The organism is Frankia sp. CeCAU1 (assembly GCF_977971845.1).
Window position 1 is genome coordinate 1 of the sequence record NZ_CDWWXA010000024.1, and the last position, 19418, is coordinate 19418.

18 protein-coding genes and 1 pseudogene are annotated in these 19418 nt (G+C 72.1%); 10 read left to right on the forward strand and 9 right to left on the reverse strand.

Features of this window, described 5'->3' with window-relative positions:
- Positions 1-105 precede the first annotated feature (105 nt).
- Complete coding sequence (locus AC08OO_RS06885) at positions 106-582, forward strand: DUF2752 domain-containing protein (RefSeq protein ID WP_476618336.1); 477 nt, start codon at positions 106-108, stop codon at positions 580-582.
- Positions 583-592: 10 nt separating this feature from the next.
- On the opposite strand, the gene AC08OO_RS06890 is transcribed toward AC08OO_RS06885, so the two are convergent.
- Positions 593-1450 (reverse strand): TrmH family RNA methyltransferase, encoded by an 858-nt coding sequence (locus AC08OO_RS06890; RefSeq protein ID WP_476610050.1) that lies wholly within the window; start codon positions 1448-1450, stop codon positions 593-595.
- A gap of 185 nt (positions 1451-1635) precedes the next feature.
- On the opposite strand from AC08OO_RS06890, the gene AC08OO_RS06895 reads away from it, so the two are divergent.
- The gene (locus tag AC08OO_RS06895; RefSeq protein ID WP_476610049.1) at positions 1636-3144 is read left to right on the forward strand and encodes an 8-oxoguanine deaminase; all 1509 of its coding nucleotides are present in this window, start codon (positions 1636-1638) and stop codon (positions 3142-3144) included.
- Between the two features lie 350 nt (positions 3145-3494).
- Positions 3495-4883: a DUF6986 family protein gene (locus tag AC08OO_RS06900; protein ID WP_476610046.1), complete on the forward strand. Its 1389-nt coding sequence runs from the start codon at positions 3495-3497 to the stop codon at positions 4881-4883.
- A gap of 23 nt (positions 4884-4906) precedes the next feature.
- Here AC08OO_RS06900 and uraH read toward each other — a convergent pair whose 3' ends face one another.
- Positions 4907-5233, reverse strand: a complete 327-nt coding sequence (gene uraH / locus AC08OO_RS06905; RefSeq protein ID WP_023841201.1) for a hydroxyisourate hydrolase — start codon at positions 5231-5233, stop codon at positions 4907-4909.
- A gap of 184 nt (positions 5234-5417) precedes the next feature.
- Between uraH and AC08OO_RS06910 the strand changes: the two are divergent.
- Positions 5418-5876 (forward strand): annotated as a pseudogene (locus AC08OO_RS06910) (AAA family ATPase); the annotation flags it as partial.
- Positions 5877-6136: 260 nt separating this feature from the next.
- Positions 6137-6508, forward strand: coding sequence for a hypothetical protein (locus AC08OO_RS06915; RefSeq protein WP_476610045.1), 372 nt, complete (start codon positions 6137-6139; stop codon positions 6506-6508).
- Positions 6509-6548: 40 nt separating this feature from the next.
- On the opposite strand, the gene AC08OO_RS06920 is transcribed toward AC08OO_RS06915, so the two are convergent.
- The 5 genes from AC08OO_RS06920 to AC08OO_RS06940 all read right to left on the reverse strand — a co-directional run bounded on the left by AC08OO_RS06920 (position 6549) and on the right by AC08OO_RS06940 (position 13692).
- Positions 6549-8099, reverse strand: a complete 1551-nt coding sequence (locus AC08OO_RS06920; protein WP_476610044.1) for an allantoicase — start codon at positions 8097-8099, stop codon at positions 6549-6551.
- A gap of 241 nt (positions 8100-8340) precedes the next feature.
- On the reverse strand, positions 8341-9702 hold the full coding sequence (allB, locus tag AC08OO_RS06925; RefSeq protein ID WP_476610043.1) for an allantoinase AllB: 1362 nt from the start codon (positions 9700-9702) through the stop codon (positions 8341-8343).
- Positions 9699-12194 carry a xanthine dehydrogenase subunit D gene (gene pucD, locus AC08OO_RS06930; RefSeq protein ID WP_476618333.1) on the reverse strand — a complete coding sequence of 832 codons (2496 nt, stop codon included), beginning with the start codon at positions 12192-12194 and terminating at the stop codon, positions 9699-9701. Before pucD ends, allB begins: the two co-directional genes overlap by 4 nt.
- On the reverse strand, positions 12191-12781 hold the full coding sequence (locus AC08OO_RS06935; protein ID WP_476610041.1) for a (2Fe-2S)-binding protein: 591 nt from the start codon (positions 12779-12781) through the stop codon (positions 12191-12193). Before AC08OO_RS06935 ends, pucD begins: the two co-directional genes overlap by 4 nt.
- On the reverse strand, positions 12778-13692 hold the full coding sequence (locus AC08OO_RS06940; RefSeq protein ID WP_476610040.1) for an FAD binding domain-containing protein: 915 nt from the start codon (positions 13690-13692) through the stop codon (positions 12778-12780). The genes AC08OO_RS06935 and AC08OO_RS06940 overlap by 4 nt, the downstream gene beginning before the upstream one ends.
- A 353-nt stretch (positions 13693-14045) precedes the next feature.
- Between AC08OO_RS06940 and AC08OO_RS06945 the strand changes: the two genes are divergently transcribed.
- Positions 14046-14345: a hypothetical protein gene (locus tag AC08OO_RS06945; protein ID WP_476610039.1), complete on the forward strand. Its 300-nt coding sequence runs from the start codon at positions 14046-14048 to the stop codon at positions 14343-14345.
- A 3-nt stretch (positions 14346-14348) separates the two neighbouring features.
- Here AC08OO_RS06945 and AC08OO_RS06950 read toward each other — a convergent pair whose 3' ends face one another.
- Positions 14349-14852 carry an adenine deaminase C-terminal domain-containing protein gene (locus AC08OO_RS06950; protein ID WP_476610038.1) on the reverse strand — a complete coding sequence of 168 codons (504 nt, stop codon included), beginning with the start codon at positions 14850-14852 and terminating at the stop codon, positions 14349-14351.
- A 337-nt stretch (positions 14853-15189) separates the two neighbouring features.
- On the opposite strand from AC08OO_RS06950, the gene AC08OO_RS06955 reads away from it, so the two are divergent.
- Positions 15190-15912, forward strand: a complete 723-nt coding sequence (locus tag AC08OO_RS06955) for a hypothetical protein (RefSeq protein WP_476610037.1) — start codon at positions 15190-15192, stop codon at positions 15910-15912.
- A gap of 510 nt (positions 15913-16422) precedes the next feature.
- Here AC08OO_RS06955 and AC08OO_RS06960 read toward each other — a convergent pair.
- Positions 16423-16554 carry a hypothetical protein gene (locus AC08OO_RS06960; RefSeq protein ID WP_476618334.1) on the reverse strand — a complete coding sequence of 44 codons (132 nt, stop codon included), beginning with the start codon at positions 16552-16554 and terminating at the stop codon, positions 16423-16425.
- A 361-nt stretch (positions 16555-16915) separates the two neighbouring features.
- Here AC08OO_RS06960 and AC08OO_RS06965 point away from each other — a divergent pair, with 361 nt between their 5' ends.
- From AC08OO_RS06965 to AC08OO_RS06975, 3 genes are read left to right on the forward strand one after another with little or no spacing between them, the layout of a single operon-like run.
- Positions 16916-17218 carry an urease subunit gamma gene (locus AC08OO_RS06965; RefSeq protein WP_035732629.1) on the forward strand — a complete coding sequence of 101 codons (303 nt, stop codon included), beginning with the start codon at positions 16916-16918 and terminating at the stop codon, positions 17216-17218.
- Positions 17215-17595, forward strand: coding sequence for an urease subunit beta (locus AC08OO_RS06970; protein WP_011435286.1), 381 nt, complete (start codon positions 17215-17217; stop codon positions 17593-17595). Before AC08OO_RS06965 ends, AC08OO_RS06970 begins: the two co-directional genes overlap by 4 nt.
- Positions 17592-19319, forward strand: a complete 1728-nt coding sequence (locus AC08OO_RS06975; RefSeq protein WP_011435285.1) for an urease subunit alpha — start codon at positions 17592-17594, stop codon at positions 19317-19319. Before AC08OO_RS06970 ends, AC08OO_RS06975 begins: the two co-directional genes overlap by 4 nt.
- Positions 19320-19418 lie beyond the last annotated feature (99 nt).

The following is a 19418-nucleotide window of genomic DNA, read 5'->3' on the forward strand; positions in this document are numbered from 1 at the left end:
CCGCCACCCACTGGTCCGCGCCCCGGTTACGCTTCTCCGGTGGAGGTCGCGGCACCACACCCAGACCACCCGGCACCCACGGCGTCGGAACCGACCGGCGCAGCCATGGCTCTGCGCACCCCGGGCACCCCGGGCACCCCGGGGACCCCGGGGACGATCATCGGCGCGGGCCGGGTCTGGTCACCGCGGGCCCGGTTGGCGGGTTTCGCCGTGCTCGGTGTAGCCGCCGTCGGCGTCTGCGGCCGGGTGTACCTCGTCGACCCCGCCCAGCCGGGCCACTACCCTATGTGCCCGTTCCGGTGGGCCACATCCCTGGACTGCCCGGGTTGCGGCACCCTCCGCGGCCTGCACCAACTCCTGCACGGACACCTCGCGGCCGCGGCCGACTACAACGTCTACTTCGTCATCGCCGCCCCGATGCTGGTGTTCGGCTGGATCGTGGCGGTGGCGCGGGCGGCCGGCTGGCGCCACCCGTTGCCCCGGGTACCGGCCCGCCTGCTTCCCGCCGTTCCGATACTGATCATCACCTTCTGGGTGCTGCGGAACCTGCCGTTGCCCGGCTGCCGCTGGCTCGCATCCTGAACCCGGCGGCTCAACGGCGGCCCAGCAGGTAGCAGGCGATGGCGGCGGTCGCCGCGACGTTCAGCGAGTCGACCCCGTGCGCCATCGGAATCCGGACCCGGGCCGCAGCAGCAGCAGCCGCCGCCGCCGACAGCCCGGCGCCCTCCGTGCCCAGCAGCAGCGCGACCCGGGCCGCCGCCGTCACCGGCGCAGGTGCGGGCGCAGGTGCGGGCGCAGGTGCAAGCGCGGGCGCGGCGCGGGGGGTGAGTCCGGCCGCGAAGGAGCCAAGATCCTCGGCGTCCGCCGCCGGAGTCAGCGCCAGCAGCGTGAACCCGGCATCCCGCAGCAGACCGAGGGCCTCCGGCCAGGGTTCGAGCCGGGCATAGGGGACGGCGAACACCTCCCCCATCGACACCCGCACGGAACGCCGGTAGAGCGGATCGGCGCAGCGCGGGCTCAGGAGCACCGCGTCCATCCCGAGTCCCGCAGCCGAACGGAAAATCGCCCCCAGGTTGGTGTGGCTCACGATGTCCTCACACACCAGTACCCGCCGGGCATCGACCAGGAGGTCGGCGGCGGCGCGGGGCGGCTGGCGGCCCATCGCCGCAAGCGCCCCCCGATGCACCTCGAAGCCGGTGATCGCCGCGAGCACGTCGGGTCCCGCGACGTACACCGGGACGTCAACGCCGAGGTCCGCGGGCACAGCCGCCAGGCGCGCCGGCGAGACCAGGACCGAGCGCGGCCGGTAGCCAGCCCGCAGCGCCCTGGTGATCACCCGTTCGCCCTCGGCGATGAACAGCCCGTCGGCCGGCTCCCGCCGACGGCGCAGCGCGACGTCGGTCAACGAGATGTAGTCGTCGACCCGGGGATCACCCGAATCGTCGATCATGATGACTGGTGGGGCGGCCACGACCGTCACGCCGGCCGGCCCGCCAGCCGACCCCGCACACCTGCTCACGTCACCTGGCACGCCACGACCTCCCGGGCACGGACGCTTCACCCGACCGTAACGTGCCGGCCGCAGAATCAGCGTCCATGGCCGATCCGCAGAAGGCCCCCACGCTGACGCCCGCCATGCCCACGCCCGCCGTCTCCCGTCCCGTCGCCGTTCCCGTTCCCGCCGGCCTGGTCGTCGTCGGCGCCGAACTGGTCGCGACGGTGGACGCCGACCGCCGGGAGATCCGCGGCGGGTGGATCGCAGTGACGAACGGCCTGGTCAGCGCCCTCGGCGGTCCCGACGAGCCACCGCCTCCCGCCGTGCGCACGTTGCGGGCGGACGGCTGCCTGATCACTCCCGGCCTGGTGAACACGCATCACCACATGTACCAGAACCTCACCCGCGCGTTCGCTCCGGCCCTGAACGGTACGCTGTTCACCTGGCTGTCGACCCTGTACCCGCTGTGGTCCCGGCTGGACGAGGAGGCCGTGCACGTCTCCGCCTACGTCGGGCTCACCGAGCTCGCCCTCGGCGGTTGCACGACGACCACGGACCACCTGTATGTGCATCCGCGCGGGGGCGGGGACCTCGTCTCCGCCGAGATCGCCGCGGCGACGGCGCTGGGCATGCGCTTCCATCCCACCCGCGGATCGATGTCGCTGTCGGTGAAGGACGGCGGACTGCCGCCCGACTCGGTGGTGCAGGACGACGACGAGATCCTCGCCGAGTCGGCCCGGCTGGTGGCCCGCCATCACGACCCCTCGCCGGGCGCCATGGTGCGGATCGCCCTGGCGCCCTGCTCACCGTTCTCGGTCAGCCCAGAGCTGATGCGGGCCACGGCGGAGCTCGCCGAGTCGCTCGACGTGCGGCTGCACACGCATCTCGCCGAGGACCCCGAGGAGGACGAGTACTGCCTCGCGCGGTTCGGCCGGCGTCCCATCGACCAGTTCGCCGAGGTCGGCTGGGGCGGCGACCGGGCCTGGGTGGCGCACTGCATCCGCCCGAACCCCGCCGAGGTGGCCCGACTGGGCGCCTGGGGCACCGGGGTCGCGCACTGCCCGAGCAGCAACATGATCCTCGGGGCTGGGCTCGCCCCGGTCGCGGAGCTGCGTGCGGCGGGGGTACCGGTGGGACTGGGCTGTGACGGCTCGGCGTCGGCGGACTCGGCGTCGCTGTGGCTGGAGGCCCGCACGGCGATGCTGCTCGGGCGGCTGCGGCACGGCGCCGCGGCGATGTCGGCCCGGGACGCGCTGGAGATCGCCACTCGGGGCGGGGCCGGCTGCCTCGGCCGAGCCGGGGAGATCGGCGAGCTGTCCGTCGGGGCGGTGGGCGATCTGGTGGCATGGCCCCTCGACGGGGTCGGCTTCGCCGGGGCGCTGTCCGATCCCGTCGAGGCGTGGCTGCGCTGCGGCCCGGTCGCGGCCCGCCACACGGTGGTCGCGGGCCGCGCGGTCGTCCTGGACGGCCATCCGGTGCATCCCGACCTGTCGGCGATGCTCGCCCGCCACCGCGAGCTCGCCGCCGGCATGCAGGCAGCCTTTGACGATGCCGGAACCGCTGATGCCGGAACCGCTGATGCCGGAACCGCTCCCGGCGCCGGGCGGGCCGCGGGTACGACGGGAGCCAGGGCAGCCGGAGCCCGGTGAACGTCGACGGGACCGACCCTGGTGGGATACCTCCGCGAGGTGTTTGATACAAGGCAATGGGCCAGTTCGGGTCGGTTGGCGACGTCACCCGTTCGGCCCAGGAGATGGCGTTCCGGCGACACCCGCCGGGACGCCACCCCCCAGCAGCCGCCGCCGGTGCCGCGTATCGACCCCCCCGATCGGTGCGCATCGCACCGGCGGCGGCCTCGACTGGTCCAGGACCAGCGCGGCCGCGGGCCGGATGAACTGCGCGCCTTCGCCGTCCGTGTGGGCGTGCAGCTGTAGAAGCGGACAGGGGCATCCCGCCGAGGGAAGTATCCGACGGTGTATGTGAGGCCGACACTGGGGGCATGCCGACGTTGCCGACCGATGTCGTCGCCCGTCTGACCGCCGCGCTCGCACCGATCGATACGGCGGTCATCGCTCGTCATCCCGGTGATCCGGGAACCCGCCAGCCGGTGCACACCTGCTACCTGCCCGCCGACCGGATGCGCCCGGACATCGTGCTGGCCTGGGGGGAGGCAGCCCGGGAGCTCCTGGCCGCCCACGGCACCGACCCGGCCAGGCTCGCCGCCGCCACCGGGGGCGAGCCGGACCCCGTCATCGCCGAGCCGGTCCACGCACACGTGCTGCACGCGCTGACCGTTGAACCGGTGCAGGATCTGCGGATCGACCTGGAGGACGGCTACGGCGTCCGGATGGACGACACCGAGGACGCCGACGCCGTCGCGGCGGCCGTCGCCCTGCGCGCCGCCGCAGCGGCGGACGCCCTACCCACGTCCTACGGCCTGCGGATGAAGTCGCTGGACCCGGCTGTCCGGGACCGGGGACTGCGCAGCCTGGACCTCTTCCTCACGGCGCTGGCCGGCGACGACGGCCCACCCGCCGGGTTGGTGCTGACCCTGCCCAAGGTGAGCGCCGCCGCCCAGGTCGCGGTCTTCGCCGATCTGCTCGCCGAACTGGAGCAACGCCTCGGCATCGCCCCGGTGCCCTTCGAGGTGCAGGTGGAGACCCCGGCCGCGGTTCTCGCCCTGCCCGCGCTGGTCGAGACCGGTCTTGCGCTGGGCCCGGGACGCCTCGTCGGGCTGCACGTCGGCACCTACGACTACTCGGCGGCTCTCGGCATCACCGCCGCGCACCAGGCCAGCGACCATCCGGCGGTGGAGTACGCCACCACGCTGATGCAGCTCGTCACCGCCGGCACCGGAATCCGGGTCGCGGACGGGTCCTCGAACCTGCTGCCGATCGAGAGCCCGACGAACGCGACGGACGCGACGGAGGGCACCGCAACTACGGAGGGCACCGCAACTACGGAGGGCACCGCAACTACGGAGGGCACCGCAGCTGTCGAGGACACGGCGGGCCGAGGTGTCCACCGGGCGTGGCGGCGGCACGCCGAGCTGGTGCGCCGCGCCTGGTACCGGGGCATCTACCAGGGCTGGGATCTGCATCCGGGTCAGTTGGTGAGCCGGCACGCGGCGGTGGCCGGCTGCCTGCTGGCCGGGCTCGACGAGGCGCTGGGCCGGCTTTCCTCCTATGCCACCGCGTACGCCACCACGTACGCCACCGCCCGGCATCCGGGAGCGATCGCCGACGAGCCGGCCACCGGCCGCGCGCTCGCCGGGCACGTCCTGCGGGCGCTCGACGCCGGCCTGCTGGACGACGCGAGCCTGGCCGCGGCTGGTCTCGACCGGGTGACGGTCGACCGCTTCGGCGGCAGACCGGTCGCCGCGGGTTGACGACACCCGCCATCCAGGGCGGGTCAGCTCCCCCGATAGGTCGAATAACCGAACGGAGCGAGCAGCAGCGGGACATGATGATGACCCGCCGGGTCCTCGATCACGAACGCGATGGTCACCTCGGGAAAGAACGCCGAGCGGCTCGCGGTGTCGAAGACGAGCCGCCAGGGGCCTGGGATGGTCGCCGGCAGATCCGCCACCCGGCCGTCGTCGTCGGTGACGGCCTCGGTGACCGCGATCCAGCCCGTGGTCGTGCCGTCAAGGGTGCGCACCGCCCGTTCCAACCGGAGCGGCAGCCCGGCGGCTGGCCGCCCCGTGGCCGTGTCCAGGACATGGGTGGACAGACTCACCACGCCTCCTCGGTCGCGTCCTCCGTCGCCGCGGCCCGGGTCGGGCCTCGACCATCCCACCACCCGGGCTGACCATCGCACCACACCGCTCCTGGTCGACCGTGGTGGATACGCCGGTACCCCAGGAACCCTGTAGGTATCGCTGCCGGCAGTATCAGTGCCGGCAGTATCGGGGAGAGTGGACGTGGTCGAGTTTGTTGGGCGGGAGCGGGAACTTGCCACGCTGGACGGGTTGCTTCGGCTGGTGGGATCGGATGTCGGATCGTCGCGACCGGGTCGTTGTCTTCTGGTCCGTGGGCGGCGTCGGATCGGTAAGTCGAGTCTCGTCGAGGAGTTCGTGGAGCGGGCGGGTGTACCCGCGGTGTTCTTCACCGCTGCCGGTGCCTCGGCCGAGGTGGAGCTGAATGCGTTGCGGGACGTTGTTGCCATGTCCGGGCTGCCGGAGCGTGAGGTCTTCGCCGAGGCAGTTCCCGGGAACTGGAGCGCGGCGTTGCGCCAGCTGGCCGGGATCCTGCCGGCGGACCGGCCCGGTGTGGTCGTGATCGACGAGGTTCCGTACCTGATGGAGCGGGTCGACGCGTTCGAGGGTGTGCCGCGGCATGCCCGGGACCGAGAACTGAGCCGGCGGCCCGTCCTGCTGGTGCTGATCGGTTCGGACCTGTCGATGATGGAGGCCTTGAGTTCGTACGGCCGACCGTTTCACCAGCGCGGGCAGGAGCTGGTCCTGGGGCCGCCCAATCAGGCGGAGGTGGGAGAGCTACCCCTGTCGACACGGCCGTCGAAAGAGCGCCGGTACCGGGTCACCGATCCGTATCTGAGGTTCTGGCTGCGGTTCGTCGGCCCACATCTGCCCGAGATCGAGCGCCTGCGGGGAGACCTCACCGTCAGTCGGATCAGGGCGGGATGGACGAGTTGGCGCGGCCGGGCGGTAGAACCGCCGCTGCGTCAGTCCCTCGCCCGCCTGCTCCCGGACGCGGTGCTGCCGTCAGCCCCGGCCTCGGCGCCTACTGGAACCGCTCCAACACTGCCGAGATCGACGTCGTCGGCGCCGACCGGGAACCGGTCGCCAAGGAGCTGTACTTCCTCGGCTCCGTCACATGGCTGGAACGCGCACCGTTCGATGACCATGACCTGGCGACACTGCAGAAACACCGGGCGGCGCTCACGAACCTTCCGCTGCCATTGGTCGCCATCAGCCGCAGCGGAGTTACGGCCACCGGTCTCGCCGCATCCTACGGCCCAGCCGAACTCATCACCGCCTGGCAGCAAAGATGAACGGTATTGTGCCACGGTCGTTCGACCTAGGCGCCGATGATCAGGCAGCGGTGATCAGGCGCCGGATGCGCAGGGCCGTGATCTCGGCCTGCTGACCGGCCGCGATGCGCAGCTCGTCCGCGGGATCGTTGTCCAGCCGTGCCCGCAGCAGGGCGAGCATCTCCTCCGCGTCACGGCCCGCCGCCCGGACCAGGAAGATGTAGCCGAAGCGCTCCTCGTAGGCCGCGTTCCCCTGCTCGAAGGCCGCCCTGACTTCCGCCGTCGCCTGGTCCATCGCAGCCTGCTCCCGTCGGGGGGCGTCGAGGGACACCACGGTCGCCCTCGCCGTGGTGGGCGGGGCCGGCGTGTGGGCCGGGCGCTCCCCGATCCGGGGATGCGCGGTGAACGCCTCCAGCCAGGCCGATTCGGGCAGGTTCCACCATTCCTGCTCGGCTGCCGGCAGCAGGGCCGCGAGGGTCCCGAAGGGCCGACGGGCCGCCACGGCCGCGGCCCAGTCCTCGGACTCGCAGCAGGCCAGCAGCTCCTCGCGAGCCGCGTCCGGGGACAACGCGTCGAACCAGCGCATCGCGAGCGCCTCCCGCCCGACGGGCGTCGGAGCGCCGGTGAGCCGCAGCCTCGCCAGCCCGCCGTCGGGTATCGCGTCGACCCGCACGTGGGTGGCCTGGATCGGGACCTCGAGATCGAAAAGGTGACGGGTGTTCGGCTGCACCCGGATCCGCGGCAGCATCGGGTACCACTCGGTGATCGCGGTGACGTCGTCGGGGTCGAGAAGGTCGGGGTTGTCCGCCGCCCAGAGGGCCACCGCCCGGGGCGCGTTGCCGCGGAAGTGCCGGGTGTCAACCTCGGCCCGCACGATCGTGCCCTGCGTCGCGAGCCGGACCACCGCCCAGTCGTGGCCGTCCCCACGGCGCCGGCGGGTCTCCCAGCCCTCCCCCATCGCCCGGGCCTCACCCGAGGCGTTCAGGTTATGGCGGTCACCGTAGTGCATGTCGCTGGCGGCCACCACGACACCGCCCAGGTAGGCGGCTGCGAGATCGGAGGTCACCCGGTCGAACATCCGGGGGTCCGGCACCACCGTGCCATGCACCCGCAGCCGGGCGACTCCGCCATCCGGGTGGATGGTCAGGCGCAGATGGGTGATGCGGGTCCGGCCCTGGTCAGCCACCGGCAACACGTTGGCCGCGTCCGGCACGATCGGCGTCCGCGGCACCAGCGGGACCCAGGCCACGGACTCCTCGGCGGCCTCCGCCGCGGAGGGATACCCGGGCAGGGTGGCGCCGTGCACCTCGACGGCCCCGGGAGCGTTGCCGGTGAAGTGGGTGGTGTCCACGGTCACCGCGTGGGCGATGCCGGGTGAGCCCAGCCGGATGATGGCCCAGTCGGATCCGGGAAGATCCCGCCGCCGACGGGTCTCCCAACCGTCGGTCCACTGGCCCCGTTCGGTGAACACGCCCGGCCGCACGACCGGCGGTTCGGGCAGCAGCATCCGTTCGGCGAACGCGAAGAACTCGTCGTTGACGGCCACGACCGTACCGCCGAAACGGGCCGCCGCGAGATCGACAAGATTCGTCAGGTCGGGCGCGTCGCTCATCGGGTCCTTTCACGGGGTCAACCGGCCGTACGAAACCGGACTGTTCACGTGTCGTCGGGTGGCCGCACGGCCCGTCACCACCGTGCGGACCGGATCAGGCCAGGACGACGTGTTAGCGGGGCGCAAAGCGTACTTCGGGCCTGCTCCCTCGGGAGTGGTCCGCGTCGGTGGGTGCATCGGATCACATCCGTGGGGAGGGCTCCGGTACGCCGGACGGTCCCGCGGCCCGGCCGGGTGATGCCTACCTCTCTAATAGCCGCCCCCGCGGAGGACGATCCCCGTCCGCTCGCCGCCCCCGCAGATAGGTCGCCCGCACCACCCCGTTCAACACGCGTCCGGCATAGGGGGTGAGCGGGTGGCGGTGGCGCAGCATCGAGGGCTCCACCAGGAACGACGCATCCGCGTCAAAGATCACCAGATCGGCGTCGGCGCCGATCGCGATGCGCCCCTTGCCGGTCAGTCCTACCAGGTCGGCCGGTCCGGCGCACATCCAACCGACGACGTCGGTGAGGGTGTGCCCCCGCGCCCGGGCCTGAGTCCAGACCGCGGGTAGCCCGATCTGGACAGACGCGACGCCACCCCACGCCGCCGCGAAATCACCGGTGTCGATCTGCTTCAACGCGGGAGTGGACGGCGAATGATCAGTGACGATCCCGGCGAACAGGCCCTGGGCCACCCCGTCCCACAACCGGTCCAGATTCCTGCTGTCCCGGATGGGAGGTGCGCACTTGAAGACGGTAGCTCCGTCGGGGACCTCCTCGGCCGTGAAGGTCAGGTAGTGCGGGCACGTCTCCACCGTCATCGGCAACCCCGCGTCCCGCGCCGCGAGCACGTCGTCGAGGGCATCGGCCGCCGCGAGATGCAGCACGTGCAGGCGGGCACCGGTGGCGGCGGACAGCGCCGCCAGCGCGGCCACGGCCTCGGTCTCCGCGGCCGGCGGGCGCGACGCCAACCAGCTGGCGAAGGCCCGCCCCACGGTGGGAGGTGCCACGGCGAGAACAGAGGGCGCCTCGGCGTGCACGACGGTGAGGGCCCCCATCCGGGCGGTGCGCCGGGCTGCGGCCCCGAGGACGTCCATCGAGACGTGCGGGAACTCCTCGACCCCCGACGGGGCCAGGAAGGCCTTGAATCCGAAGACCCCGGCGCCGTGCAGGGCGGCCAGATCATCGAGGTTGCGGGCATCGGCGCCGATGATGCCGCCCCAGAAGCCGACGTCGACGGCGACCTGGCCGGCCGCCACCGCACGTTTGGCGGCCAGGGCGGCGAGCGAGGTCGTCGGCGGAACGGAATTCAGCGGCATGTCGATGATCGTGGTGACACCACCGGCCGCGGCGGCCCGGGTCGCGGTCGCGAACCCCTCCCACTCGGTCCGCCCCGGTTCGTTGATGTGCACGTGGGAGTCGACCACGCCGGGAAGCAGAGCCAGCTCGCCGAGGTCCGTGACCAGGGTCCCGGGAGGGATCTCGTCCGCGGCGGTGATCGCGGCGATCCGGCCGTCCGCGACGTGCACGGCTGCCGGACGCTCGCCCCCGGGCAGCACGACTCGCCGTGAGAGTAGCACCTGTGGCCGCTCCGGCAGAACGTCCGCGGTGGGCTCGTTCATGCCGCCGGAACACCTTGTCCCGGCGTCGTCGGAGGCGCGGCCGTCGGAGGCGCGGCCGTCGGAGGCGCGGCCGTAGGAGGCGCGGCCGTAGGAGGCGCGGCCGTAGGAGGCGCGGCCGTAGGAGGCGCGGCCGTAGGAGGCGCGGCCGTAGGAGGCGCGGCCGTAGGAGGCGCGGCCGTAGGAGGCGCGGCCGTAGGAGGCGCGGCCGTAGGAGAGATGGTGACGAGGTCCTCGGGTCGCACCGGAACGCGCCGCAGATCCCGTCCGACGGCGACCCGGATCGCCGCGATGATCGCCGGGGTCGCGGTACAGGTAGGCGCCTCCCCCACGCCCTTCACCCCGTAGGGCGCATCCGGCTGCGGATGGGTGACGGCGACGAAATCGAGGTCCGGGACGTCGGCGATGGTCGGCAGCAGATAGTCGTGAAACGTGGGATTGACCACCACCCCGTCCACCGTGACCAGCTCCTCCATGACGGCGAGGCCCAGCCCCTGGGCAGTGCCCCCCTCGACCTGACCACGCAGCGCCAGGGGATTGAGCACCGTACCGCAGTCCTGGGCCAGCGCCATCGACACGACCCGCACGAGACCGAGGTCGACATCGACATCGACGACCGCGCGGTGCGCCGCGGCGGCGAAGGCCACGTGCGGATCGCCCTGTCCGTCGGCATCCAGCGCGGAGGTACGCCGGTGGTGGAAGGTGTACTCCGCTTCGATCGGCCCGTCGGCCAGCGCCTCGGCGAGCGGAACCCGCAACCCGGCCTCCACCCCGACGATCTCCCCGGCGTTGACGGTCAGCGTCCGTCGAGGTGCCTCGACGACCTCCGCGGGCAGCCCCGCGACCCGGGCGACCCGGGCGAGCAGGCGATCGGCGACCGCGGCGCAGGCTCCGCGCACGGCGCCTCCGCTCATCCAGGTCTGCCGGGACGCGCTGGTCGATCCGGCACTGCCGACCGCGGTGTCCGCGGGCGCCAACACGACCTGTTCGACGCCGAGCTCGGTGCGGGCGATCTGCCCCGCGATCGTCACGAACCCCTGGCCCACCTCGGCGCACGCGCTGTGCAGCCGGACCCGTACCGTTCCGTCCTCAGCCAGCTCCAGGCGGGCGCGGGCAACGGAGGAGTCGTCCATGCCCTCCGAGAAGAGCAGGTTCTTGTAGGCCAGGGCGTAGCCGACCCCCCGACGGACCCGGCTCGGTTCGGCCGCGGCCGGTCGGCCGCCGGGCAACGCGGTCACCGCGACGTTCGCCGGCATCGCCGACGGGAGCGGACGCGAGGCCACCGCCTCGATGACCTCCCGCGCCGGCAGCGGTGCGCCCATCACCTGACCGGTGGGCAGCACATCCCCCGGTCGGACGGCATTGCGGACGCGCAGGTCCACCGGATCCATGCCGAGGGCGTCGGCCAGCCTGTCCATCTGGGCCTCGTGACCGATGGTCACCTGCGGCACCCCGAACCCCCGCATGGCGCCGCACGGGGGGTTGTTGGTCCGCACGACGACTCCGTGCAGGTGGGCGTTCGGGACCCGGTACGGACCCGCGGCATGGGTGACCGCGTTCGCCAGCACCGCCGGCGAGGACGACGCGTAGGCACCGCCATCCAGCACCAGCCGTGCCCGCACGCTGACCAGGTTCCCGTCGGCAGTGGCGCTGTGCTGGAACCACATCCGGGCCGGATGCCGGTGCGGATGGCCCAGGAAGGACTCGACCCGGTCATAGGCGATCCGCACCGGAAGCCCCGTAGCCCGGGCGAGCAGGGCGCCGTGGATCTGAAGAGTGACGTCCTCCCGGCCGCCGAAGGCACCCCCCACACCGGCCAGGGTGAGACGGACGAGCTCCTCCGGGAGACCGAGGCAGGCCGCGATCTGCTCCCGGTCCGAATGCAGCCACTGGGTCGCCACCCGCAGGTCCACCCCACCATCGGCGGCCGGCATCGCCAGGGCCGCCTCGGGAGCGAGAAACGCCTGGTCCTGCATCCCGACGAGGTACTGGTCCTCGACCACCACCGGGCCGAGCGCGTCGGGATCGCCGTGGCGCAGCTCGATCTCACGGTACAGGTTGCCCGCCGGATGCAGCGGCTCGGCATCCGGCTGCCATACCCGGTCGGGGTCGGTCGAAGGTGCCAGCGGCTCGTAGTCCACCTCGATCGCGGCGAGCGCCCGGCGCGCGGTCCGGACGTCAACCGCGGCCACGGCGGCAACCGGCTCCCCTGCGTACCGAACCTCGGTCGCGGCGAACACCGGTTGGTCGGCGACGATCAGCCCGTAGGTGGCCGTGCCCGGGACGTCGGCGGCGGTCACCATCCCCACGACGCCGGGCAGCCGGCGCGCGGCGTCGACGTAGACGCGCCGGATCCGCGCCCGGGCATGGGGCGATCGTAGGGTGCGGGCGTGCACCATCCCCGGAACACGCAGATCACCAACGTAGGAGAAGCTACCGGTCACCTTGTCCGGCCCATCCGGACGACGCACCGGACGACCGATCCCCGGACTCATCGGCCCACCCCCCGGCGGGGCGGAGCAGGTGCATCCCCCGAAAGTAGGGTGCCCCGCTCAGCCTGCACTGTTCTGATGGCAGCGAGTATCCGGCCGTAACCCGTGCACCGGCAGATGTTGCCGGCCAGCGATTCCCTGATCTCCTCCTCGTCCGCATCCGGCCGCCGGGTGAGCAGGTCCGTCACCGCGACCACGAACCCGGGGGTGCAGAAGCCGCACTGCACGGCACCCTCCTCGAGGAACGCCGCCCGCACGGCCCTGGCGGGTCCCGCCGTCCTCAGACCGGCAACGGTGCTCACCTGGGCGTCGTCGGCGTCCGCGGCGAGCACCGTGCAGGACGCCACCAACCGGCCGTCCAGGAGAACGGAGCAGGCACCGCAGCGCCCCTGCTCACACGCGTCCTTCACCGAGGTCACCCCGATGACGTCCCGCAGGACGGTGAGCAGGGAGTCCCCGATCCAGGCGCCGGCCACCGTGTGCAGGAAGCCGTCGACATGGAGGTGATATGGCGCGACGACGCCGTCGTCCGGCCAGGACGACCCGGCCGGCGGTCCGGCCGGGACTTCCCCCGCGAAACGGGCGGTCATGGCCGGACGTCCCGCTCGACTCGGGGGTCCACCGGCGCCCCCGCGGCATCCAGGCATCGGGTGAACGCCCGGGCGGCCAGCACGCCGGCAGCATGCCGGCGGTAGTCGGCGGAGACCCGCGGACCCGCCGCGAGCTCCGGCCCGACCCGCGAGACCGCCTCGCCTACCAGCTCACCGAACCGGCGGGCCGCCGACGAGGACGCGGCCCCTGCGGACCAGTCCACCGCGTCGTGTGCGAACCGCTCGGCGACGGTCATCCGGATCGGCAGCCGACCCACCCCCCCGATCGCGCAGGCCAGTCGATGGCGCATCCGGTCGACGAGGACGGCGCACGACACCAACGCCTGGTAGGCGGCCTGCCTGCCCCCAATCTTGAGATAGCTCTGCGGTCCGGCCGGCCGCGGCAGCCTTACCGCGGTGACCAGGGCGTCGGGGGCGAGCCCGTCGGCGAGGAACGCGGGCAGCGTCATCCGGCCAGGTCCGCGCGGCGAGGCCACGAGGATCTCGGCGTCCGCGGCGGTGAGGAAGGTGAGCAGGTCACCGGTGGGACGTGCCGAGCCCAGCGCGCCACCGACCGTGCCGAGGTTGCGGATCTGCGCGGAACCGACCACCCGGGCGGCGAGAGCGAGGCCGGGCGACAGTGACCAGCCCGCGAGGTCGGTGTAAGTCACGCCCGCACCGACGGTGAGCGAATCCGCCCCGGCGCCGCGGACCCGCAGTTCCAGGACCCGGCGCAGGGCGACTACCGCCCCCGGCCGACGCTCGCCGGACCGGAGGGCGGGGACGAGATCGGTGCCGCCGCCCAGCAGATCGACCGCCCTGCCAGCGTCATGGGCGGTCGCCAGCATCTCCACTGCCTCCCCTACCGTGCGTGGACGGAAGATGACGGCCGTCGCACCGCTAGTCGTCACAGCGGCCTCCCCCGCCCGATCCGACCAATGGTCCGACCAGTGGAAGGAAGCGCGGGAGGGGATGACGCGGGAAGCCGGCAGGCGATCCGGGGGTCAGGCAGGCGGACGAACGCTGCATAAGAACCGACCATAACGGCGGAAGGTTACGTGGATGTTCATCAAGACAGACGCTCAGTGACATAGTTCTGATCTTTCTTGGCGGCAGCGTTCATCACCTCACCTGCGCTATCTCACCCGTGTTATCGCCAGCTTCCACCCGCACCGACCCAGACCAACGCCCCGGCGTCACCCAGTGTTACCTTACCGATGCTGGCGCGAACTGCGGAGAGGGATGCGACAGGTTTGAGGTGGACATGTCACGCCGGTCGACCTGCGTCTTCCGGCCGCCGTTCATGCTGCGGTTGCGGCTGGAGTATCCCGATGCGGGCTTCACCAACACGATCCTCTTCTGTCTCCAGCCGGAGGACGACCGGACGACCCGCATCTACACCCGAGTCCTGCGTGACGATCTCGGCGGCGACGCCGAGCGGCTGGCCGCTACCGCGGCGGTAGCGGACGCCGGCGGCTGGCCGCTACCGCCGGGTGTCGGGGGCCGATCCCCGCCGCGCTGCCACCCGGTCAGGGCCGGGTGCGGAGGTCAGGGCCGGGTGTAGAGGTCAGGGCCGGGTGTAGAGGGCGCAGCCCCATCCGGCCAGCGTGCGCAGCGGGAACGGCAGCCGGCAGCCGAGATCGGCTGCGGCCGTGTCCACCGCGGCCAGCTCTCCCAGCACCGCCTCCCAGGGTGCGTCACTCATCACCCCGAGCAGGGGCAGCGCGCACGCCGCCCGCACCCAGCCCTGGTCGACCACCACGTAGCCCCCGCCCATGCCCTCGAGGGCCCGAGCGGCGGTCACCATGTCGTCGTCCCGCGCCCCGACGACGATCAGATGCCCCGGCGGCTCCGCCGTCGTGACCGCGAGCGCGCCCCGGGTCAGCCCGCACCCGCGGAGCAGCCCGATGTCGATCTCGTCCGAGGAGCCGTCCCGACCGAAAATTGCAATCTTGAGAAGGTCCCGAGACGGATCGGCTACCGCCCAGCCGTCCCGCAGGGTGGGTTCCACCCGCACGGTACGGAGTCCACGCGGGTGGGAGAGGCCGGAGACCTGGCCCGTCCCGGTCATCCGCAACGCCCGCGCTGGTCCACCGACGGGCGGCGCCGTCCCCGGGTCGCGGGGGGGGATCGACGCTCACCACGACCACACTGGCATCCTGCCGGTGGGACCGTCGCAGGCCGAGTGATGCGAAGGAGCCGGCGTGCAGGTTCGCCGGGAGTCGTGTCCGGCTGGTGGCCCAGGCGGGCGAGATGTCGAGGTTGTCGAACAGGGGTCGGCCGCATTCCGCGGCGATCCGGCCACCCGCCACCACCACATCGGGCGGCGCGGTTCCGGCCAGGGAGGAGACGACCTGGAGATCAGCGAAGCGGGTGGGCGCGATTGACCCCAGGGTGGGTTCCAGATCGTGCCTGCGGGCGGGGAGCAGGGAGAACCGCCGGATGGCGTCGATCTGGCCCATCCCCCGACCGACCGCGAGTCGCACGTCGTGATCGAGATGCCCGACCGTGGCAAGCTCCGCGACCGATCTGGCCCTGCCCCGGACCGGCGCGGCCCCGCTGCCTGCCGCCCACAGCAGACCGCCGGCCTCCGTGGCGGACGACTTGACGGGCGCCGCCCCTACCGAGGACAACGCGGTCAGCGCGGAGGCGGGCGGTATCGGAGGCACCTCGACGACCGGGGCTGCGGGCGCCCCGGTCCCGGGGACCTGCCTCCCGGGCACCTGCCCCGCTCGGACCAGCACCCGCAACGGGGTCGAGGATCCCGTCACCAGATCCACACCGCGCAGACCGCCCAACGCGACCAGGACGGCCGGGTCGGTCACCAGGGTGACGGTTCCCCGCGGGACGATCAGGCGAGCCAGTTCCCCCGGAGTGAGCAGCGTCTCCTCGACGCGCAGGCCGGCGTCGACATAGGCCGGCAGGACGAATCTCCCGGCGGCGTCGAGCGAGCGCCGACCCGCCAACGTTCCCGGCTTCGTGACCGCGGCGATGTAGCACCCCACGATCAGGATGTCCCGCGCGGCCACGGCACCGCTGTGGACGGCGACGACAAGCCCACCGCGTACGACGAGGTCGGCTTCCTCCTCACCCGCGGCCACCCGACGCAGTCGAGCGAGCTGTGCCTCTGACGGACGCAGCAGGTCCGCGCCGACCACGGGTACCTGCCCGGTCGGACCAGTAGCCGCCGCCGGATCACGCGGGTCGACCGCGGGAGCGGTGGTGGAGGAGGTCGTGCCCGACGCCGCGGTGCGGGCCGACGCCGCCGATCGGTGGGGCGACGCCGCCGATCGGTGGGGCGACGCCGCCGATCGGTGGGGCGACGCCGCCGATCGGTGGGGCGTGGCAGAGGAGACGGTCGGCTGGGACGCCCCGCCGGGCACCGTCATCAGTCGGGGTCCCCGGCTGGAGCGTTCGGCGTTCATGGCGGCCTCTCGTCTGCCGGTCAGCACCGAGTCTGCATCCGATGGCGGCACGCCCGGAACGGGATCACGTATGACCAACGGCGAAATCACCCCCATTACTTCCTTTACGCTGAGACAAGCCGGGTGTCCCCGGAGCCGGCGGACCGGCACCACCCGCCGGGAGGGCGGCGATGGTGTGATTGTTGTTTGCCACGTGCCATTACCCACCACGTGCCATTACCCACCACGCGCCGGAGCCAGCCGGTAACGCGGGTGGAACACCCTGTTGACCAGAGGCGGGAAGAACACGACGATCCCGGCGATCATGCCGACCGCGGCGCGGCCCCGCCCGAAGACCAGTGTGAGCAACCGAACCCCTGTCAGCCTCATTCCGGGCGTACCCCCACCTGCCGGCCGGTCCGACCGGCCCGAGCGGTTCCCCGGACGCTAGAAAGGATGCGTATCGGCCCCATCGCGCCCGGGTGAATTACCAGTAACTCCATTCTTACTGTTGACGGAACCACACTCCCGCGGCGTCCCCGGCAATGTCGGGACAGAAACCTGGACGAAACTTTTCTTGAGCTACGAGAGCGTCGCCGTTCACCTGACCGTCACATTGCGCCCCGATATGTCCGACGAGCATCTGGGCCGGAGCTTCGCCGGCGTGTCGTGGACCGCGCCGAACCGAACCAGGCCGGCGGCATTCCCCGACCTGCTAGGCTTCGCATTCGTGCTGCTGAGCCCCCATGAACAGGAACGACTGCTGATCCATGTGGCGGCCGGGCTCGCCCGTGAACGGCGAGCCCGTGGGCTGCGGCTGAACCATCCCGAAGCGACCGCGATCATCACCTCGTTCCTGCTGGAGGGCGCGCGGGACGGTCGCGGCGTCGCGGACCTGATGAGCGCCGGGCGAACCGTGCTCACCCGGGACGACGTCATGGAGGGCGTGCCGGAGATGCTCGGCGAGGTGCAGGTCGAAGCCACCTTCCCGGACGGCACCAAGCTGGTCACCGTCCACCGGCCGATCCCGTGATCCCCGGGGAGATCCTGACCGGCGACGATCCCGTCGAGATCAACGCCGGACGCCCGGTACGCACGGTGCTGGTCCGTAACATGGGCGACCGGCCGGTGCAGGTCGGCTCGCACTACCACTTCGCCGCGGCGAACCCCGCTCTCGACTTCGACCGGGCGAGTGCCTGGGGCCACCGGCTCGCGGTGCCCGCCGGCACCGCGGTCCGCTTCGAACCCGGCGTGGAACGCGAGATCGAACTGGTGCCGCTGGCCGGCGCCCGGGTCGTGCCGGGCCTGCGACCGGAATCGGCCGGCCCGTTGGACGCCGCGAGCGGCACCCGGATTGCGGACACCGCGACGATTGAGGATATATCGGGCTTTCAGGGAGAGGGTTCGTGAGCCGACTCGACCGCTCCCGCTACGCGGCCCTGTACGGCCCCACGGTCGGCGACCGTATCCGGCTCGCGGACACCGACCTGTTCATCGAGGTGACGGAGGACCGCAGCCGCGGGCCGGCGGGCACCGGGACCGGTGACGAGGCCGTCTTCGGGGGCGGCAAGGTCATCCGTGAGTCGATGGGGCAGTCCCTGGCAACCCGCGCCGAGGGTGCGCCCGACCTCGTCATCACCGGCGCCGTCGTTCTCGACCACTGGGGTGTGGTCAAGGCCGACGTGGGGATCCGCGACGGCCGGATCGTCGCGCTGGGTAAGGCCGGCAACCCGGACACAATGGACGGCGTCCATCCCGAGCTGGTGATGGGGCCCGGCACCGAGATCATCGCCGGTAACGGGAAGATCCTCACCGCCGGCGCGGTGGACTGCCACGTCCATCTGATCTGCCCGCAGCAGGTTCCGGAGGCGCTGGGCGCCGGCATCACCACGCTGATCGGCGGCGGCACCGGCCCGGCCGAGGGCACGAAGGCGACGACGGTGACGCCCGGATCCTGGAACCTGGCGCGGATGCTGTCCGCGCTGGACGACTGGCCGGTCAACGTTGTCCTGCTCGGCAAGGGCAACACGGTCAGCGACGAGTCGATGTGGGAACAGCTGCGAGCCGGGGCGGCCGGCTTCAAGCTGCACGAGGACTGGGGGACGACGCCGGCCGCAATCGACGCCTGCCTGCGGGTCGCCGACGCCGCCGGCGTCCAGGTTGCGCTGCACTCCGACACCCTGAACGAGGCCGGCTTCGTCGAGGACACGCTGGCCGCCATCGCCGGCCGGGCGATCCATGCCTACCACACCGAGGGGGCCGGCGGCGGGCATGCCCCGGACATCATCACGGTCGCGGCCGCCGGCAACGTGCTGCCGTCATCGACGAATCCGACCCGCCCGCACACCGTCAACACCCTCGACGAGCACCTCGACATGCTGATGGTCTGTCACCATCTCAACCCCAGCGTGCCCGAGGACCTGGCCTTCGCCGAGAGCCGGATCCGGCCGTCGACGATCGCAGCCGAGGACATCCTGCACGACCTGGGCGCGATCTCGATGATCGGTTCGGACTCGCAGGCGATGGGCCGGATCGGCGAGGTCGTCCTGCGTACCTGGCAGACCGCGCATGTGATGAAGCTCCGGCGCGGGTCCCTGGCCGGCGACGATCGGGCCGACAACACCCGGGCCCGGCGCTACATCGCCAAGTACACGATCTGCCCGGCGGTGGCGCACGGCCTGGACGCGGAGATCGGCTCGGTGGAACCCGGCAAGCTCGCCGACCTGGTGCTGTATGACCCGGCGTTCTTCGGGGTGCGGCCGTCGCTGGTCCTCAAGGGCGGGTTCATCGCCTGGGCCGCGATGGGCGATGCGAACGCCTCCATCCCGACCCCGCAGCCGGTGCTGCCCCGGCCGATGTGGGGAGCCGCCCGTGGTCCGGCCGCCGCGTCGTCGTTGATCTTCGTTGCCCCGGCGGCGATCGAGGACGGGCTGCCCGGACGGCTGGGGCTCGCCACCCCGGTGGTGCCGGTCGCGGATGTGCGCCGCCGCGGCAAGGCGGATCTTCCCGAGAACACCGCGACACCGGACATCCGGGTGGACCCCGACACGTTCACCGTCACGGTGGACGGTGAGGCGATCGAGGCGGATCCGGTGAGCGAACTTCCGATGACCCAACGCTACTTTCTGTTCTGAATGTTCTGATTCTGAGTGTTCCGACGGTTCTTACCGCGGCTGTCACTGCGTATCCAGAGGCTTCCAGGTCCGATGAATTTTCCGGGCCCGATGAATGTA

Excerpts from the sequence above, each read along its gene's own strand:
- AC08OO_RS06935 (WP_476610041.1), bottom strand. The coding sequence starts at position 12,781 with ATGACCGCCCGTTTCGCGGGGGAAGTCCCGGCCGGACCGCCGGCCGGG.
- AC08OO_RS06890 (WP_476610050.1), bottom strand. The coding sequence starts at position 1,450 with ATGATCGACGATTCGGGTGATCCCCGGGTCGACGACTACATCTCGTTG.
- AC08OO_RS06945 (WP_476610039.1), top strand. The coding sequence starts at position 14,046 with ATGTCACGCCGGTCGACCTGCGTCTTCCGGCCGCCGTTCATGCTGCGG.
- AC08OO_RS06950 (WP_476610038.1), bottom strand. The coding sequence starts at position 14,852 with ATGACCGGGACGGGCCAGGTCTCCGGCCTCTCCCACCCGCGTGGACTC.
- pucD (WP_476618333.1), bottom strand. The coding sequence starts at position 12,194 with ATGAGTCCGGGGATCGGTCGTCCGGTGCGTCGTCCGGATGGGCCGGAC.
- AC08OO_RS06885 (WP_476618336.1), top strand. The coding sequence starts at position 106 with ATGGCTCTGCGCACCCCGGGCACCCCGGGCACCCCGGGGACCCCGGGG.
- AC08OO_RS06915 (WP_476610045.1), top strand. The coding sequence starts at position 6,137 with ATGGACGAGTTGGCGCGGCCGGGCGGTAGAACCGCCGCTGCGTCAGTC.
- allB (WP_476610043.1), bottom strand. The coding sequence starts at position 9,702 with ATGAACGAGCCCACCGCGGACGTTCTGCCGGAGCGGCCACAGGTGCTA.
- AC08OO_RS06920 (WP_476610044.1), bottom strand. The coding sequence starts at position 8,099 with ATGAGCGACGCGCCCGACCTGACGAATCTTGTCGATCTCGCGGCGGCC.
- AC08OO_RS06900 (WP_476610046.1), top strand. The coding sequence starts at position 3,495 with ATGCCGACGTTGCCGACCGATGTCGTCGCCCGTCTGACCGCCGCGCTC.
- AC08OO_RS06895 (WP_476610049.1), top strand. The coding sequence starts at position 1,636 with ATGCCCACGCCCGCCGTCTCCCGTCCCGTCGCCGTTCCCGTTCCCGCC.